The sequence below is a fragment of the Ohtaekwangia sp. genome (genome assembly GCF_036568665.1).
In the GTDB taxonomy this organism is placed as follows: Bacteria; Bacteroidota; Bacteroidia; order Cytophagales; family Cyclobacteriaceae; genus Ohtaekwangia.
In genome coordinates, this window is the sequence record NZ_DATCSD010000476.1 from 1 (window position 1) to 3,644 (window position 3,644).

4 protein-coding genes are annotated in these 3,644 nt (G+C 43.3%); 2 read left to right on the forward strand and 2 right to left on the reverse strand.

Annotation, left to right across the window (positions count from 1 at the left end; genetic code table 11):
• The coding region (locus tag VIN08_RS27800; RefSeq protein WP_331972883.1) for a 1-aminocyclopropane-1-carboxylate deaminase/D-cysteine desulfhydrase at window positions 1-896 on the forward strand (896 nt) is incomplete at its 5' end.
• A 23-nt stretch (window positions 897-919) separates the two neighbouring features.
• Here VIN08_RS27800 and VIN08_RS27805 read toward each other — a convergent pair.
• Together VIN08_RS27805 and VIN08_RS27810 are read right to left on the reverse strand one after the other, a co-directional pair.
• Window positions 920-1,675 (reverse strand): sulfite exporter TauE/SafE family protein, encoded by a 756-nt coding sequence (locus VIN08_RS27805; protein WP_331972885.1) that lies wholly within the window; start codon window positions 1,673-1,675, stop codon window positions 920-922.
• Between the two features lie 15 nt (window positions 1,676-1,690).
• Window positions 1,691-2,329, reverse strand: a complete 639-nt coding sequence (locus VIN08_RS27810) for a deoxynucleoside kinase (RefSeq protein WP_414693320.1) — start codon at window positions 2,327-2,329, stop codon at window positions 1,691-1,693.
• 148 nt (window positions 2,330-2,477) lie between these two features.
• On the opposite strand from VIN08_RS27810, the gene VIN08_RS27815 reads away from it, so the two are divergent.
• Window positions 2,478-3,644 (forward strand): metal-dependent hydrolase family protein (locus VIN08_RS27815; RefSeq protein WP_331972888.1); only part of this gene is annotated, 1,167 nt, incomplete at its 3' end.

The following is a 3,644-nucleotide window of genomic DNA, read 5'->3' on the forward strand; positions in this document are numbered from 1 at the left end:
CCGTTCAGGAATTGCTGCATCCGATTTTACAGGAAGCCGATATACGTTTAATCATTAAACGCGAAGATCTTAACCATCCCTTCATCTCCGGAAACAAATGGTGGAAGCTTCGCTACAATCTGGAAGAAGCAAAACGCACCAATCAAAAGACTCTGCTGACTTTCGGAGGTGCATTTTCCAACCATATATATGCAACTGCTGCTGCAGCACGCGAAGCCGGATTTAAGAGTATAGGAATTATCCGTGGTGAAGAAGTACTCCCTTTTAACCCTACACTTCGTTTCGCCAGTGAATGTGGCATGAAGCTATATTTCGTTTCACGAGAGGAGTATAGAAAGAAGAACGAAACATCTTTCGTAGAGAAACTTCATAATGAGTCAGGTGAATTTTACCTTATACCCGAAGGCGGATCAAATGCATTGGCCGTAAAGGGATGTGTTGAATTTGCGCAGAGTATATCTTCTCTTTCATTTGATTATTTATGTTTGGCTGCCGGCACAGGAGGAACACTTGCAGGAATAATAGCAGGAACAAATCAAGCGAAACAGATTATAGGTGTAAGTGCACTGAAAGGTAATTTTCTCGAAGCAGAAGTAGAAAAGCTGCTAAGAGAATATGAAGCAGCCAACGAAGTTTTTATTCGTAACAACAATTGGAAAATACTCCATAACTATCACCACGGGGGCTATGCTAAAGTAACAAGTGAACTCATGGCGTTTATTGCTGAAATGAAACGTATATATAGTATGCCGCTGGATCCGATATATACCGGTAAAGTATTATGGGCCATACTGGAAGAGGCAAAGCGTGGAGCTTTTAAAAAAGGGTCAACTATATTAATGATACACTCCGGTGGTTTGCAGGGAGCAAGTACCTACGAAAGTCTGTATGGCTGATTCCAGTCCACAATTTGCCAGGACTATATCAGCATCATAATCGCTGCAATCAGTGTCATGCCAATAATAAACCAACGGTATAGTCGTTCGGGTATATTACGTACAATAACTATCCCTAAAAATGCTCCAACAGCAATCAGCGGTATAGCAATCAGGTCTAGCATAAATGTATTCCACGATATAGTGTGCCAGGCAAAAACATGGAACGGCACTTTAAACCAGTTCATAACCATAAAGAACCACGCAGTTGTACCTATAAATGTATTCTTGGGTAGGCGCATCGAGAGAAAATATACCGCCATTACAGAACCGGCAAGATTGCCAACCATAGAAGAGAATCCTCCGGTGGTTCCGGTAAGTGAGGCAAACCATTTATTATCCGGTATATTTTCTTTGTGGCGACCACGCTCGAGCCACAGCATAATAATAACGCTGGCAACGATAATCAGAGCCATGATCATTTTGAAAACCACATCATCGATCATTCCTCCTACAATGGTTCCGAGTATAGTACCCACTACAGCCCATGGAAAAAGTTTTTTAAGATGAGACCACGATGCATGGCGATGATAATACCAAACTCCCATCACATCCGCTATACACAGCAATGGTAACATTACTCCGCTGGAGAGTTGCCCTCCAAAAACAGAAGCAAGCAGCGGAACAGAGATCATGCCGGTGCCATGCACACCAGTCTTCGACATACCCACGAAAATCGCTACCAATAAAAAGATCAGCAGATCGCCTGTTGTAAACTGAAAGGAGAAAAGTGTTATCAAGCTATAGATCAATTTTTATAACGTTTGACTGAAAAGGTTATTCAGTTCAAAATCAATCTTACTTACAATGGCAGCAAAGTCTTCTACCTGTGCAACAAAATCGAGATTGTTTACATCAATCACCAATAGCTTTCCAAGCCTATAGTTACTGATCCATTGCTCGTAGTGCTCGTTGAGATTCTTTAAATAGTCTATACGAATAGCATATTCATAATCACGGCCACGCTTCTCGATTTGCCTTACAAGCTTGGGTATATCTGCTTTCAGGTAAATGAGCAGATCAGGTGGTTGCACAAAGGTGATCATCGAATGAAATGTATCCAGGTAACATTGAAAATCGCGCTCCGACATAAAACCACTCTTCTGAAGATTAGCAGCAAAGATATAGGCATCCTCATAAATAGTTCTGTCCTGAACAGTAGCCTTATCGTTGGTTGCCCTGATCTTGTTTACCTGTTTGAAGCGGCTGTTCAGAAAATACATCTGCACATGAAACGCCCAGCGATTCATATCACCATAAAAATCGCGGAGATAGGGATTATCATCGACCGATTCCAGCAGCGCCTGCCATCCATAATGTTTAGAAAGCTTTTGCGCGAGTGTAGTTTTTCCGGAGCCGATGTTTCCGCAGATGGCAATGTGTTGGGGCAGCACGATTCTTTTATTTTTTGCCTGCGAAGGTAGTGCAAAAATACCGCTGGCTGCAAACCCGCTGCCGCGAGAAGAAAGTTATTCCCGATATAGCCGGATTGTGATCATCTTATTGTGAAATATGTATTTTAGATTATCGATAAATCCTCTTATGATAAAATACTTTGTTGCTGTATTTCTATGTTCCGCGTCATGCTTTGCACAGTCGTATGCTATTAAAGCCGATCGCGTATTTGATGGCGAACAAATGCATACCAACTGGATTGTAATAGTTGAAGGCGATAAGATTGCTGCTGCAGGCGATGCAACTGCTATACATATTCCACCACAAGCAAAAGTGCTTGAGCTTAAAGGCAGCACATTATTGCCTGGGTTGATCGAAGGACATTCACATCTCTTCCTTCATCCCTACAACGAAACATCGTGGGATGAACAGGTATTAAAAGAATCGGATGCTGTGCGTACCGTGAGGGCTACTGTACATGCCCGTAAAACCCTGCTTGCCGGGTTTACCACTGTACGCGACTTAGGCTCGGAAGGTGCCGGATATGCTGATGTTGGATTGAAGCAAGCTATTAATCAAGGAATCATTCCTGGTCCGCGAATGCTCGTGGCTGGTCGCGCGATTGTTGCCACCGGCAGTTATGGCCCGAAAGGTTTTGATACTGACTTCGCTGTGATGCTGGGCGCTGAGGCAGCCGATGGTCAGGATCTTATTCGTGTAGTGCGCGATCAGATTGGTAAAGGCGCAGATGTAATAAAGTTCTACGCAGACTATAGATGGGGACTGAGCGATGAAGCACGAGCTACTTTTTCCATTGAAGAAATGAAGCTCATTGTAGAAACAGCAAAGAGCAGTGGTAGGCCAACCGTTGCACATGCATCAACAGCCGAAGGCATGAGACGCGCTATACTTGCCGGTGTAGAAACAATCGAACATGGTGATGGTGGTACACCCGAAGTTTTTAAGCTGATGAAAGAAAAAGGTGTTGCGCTTTGCCCAACTATAGCGGCAGGAGAATCGGTAAGTATATATAAAGGCTGGAAAAAAGATATAGATAATGCCCCGGCACGTGTAGCACTGAAGCATATAACCTTCCGGGAAGCACTCAAGGCAGGCGTAACGATTTGTGTAGGAGGTGATGTAGGTGTATTTACCCATGGCAACAACGTACTCGAGTTAGAGCTCATGGCCGAATACGGTATGAACACATTAGATATACTTCGATCAGCTACCAGTATAAATGCAAAAGTATTTCACCAGGATGCATTGATCGGAAAAGTATATCCCGGATTAAAGGCTGACTTGATTGCAGTG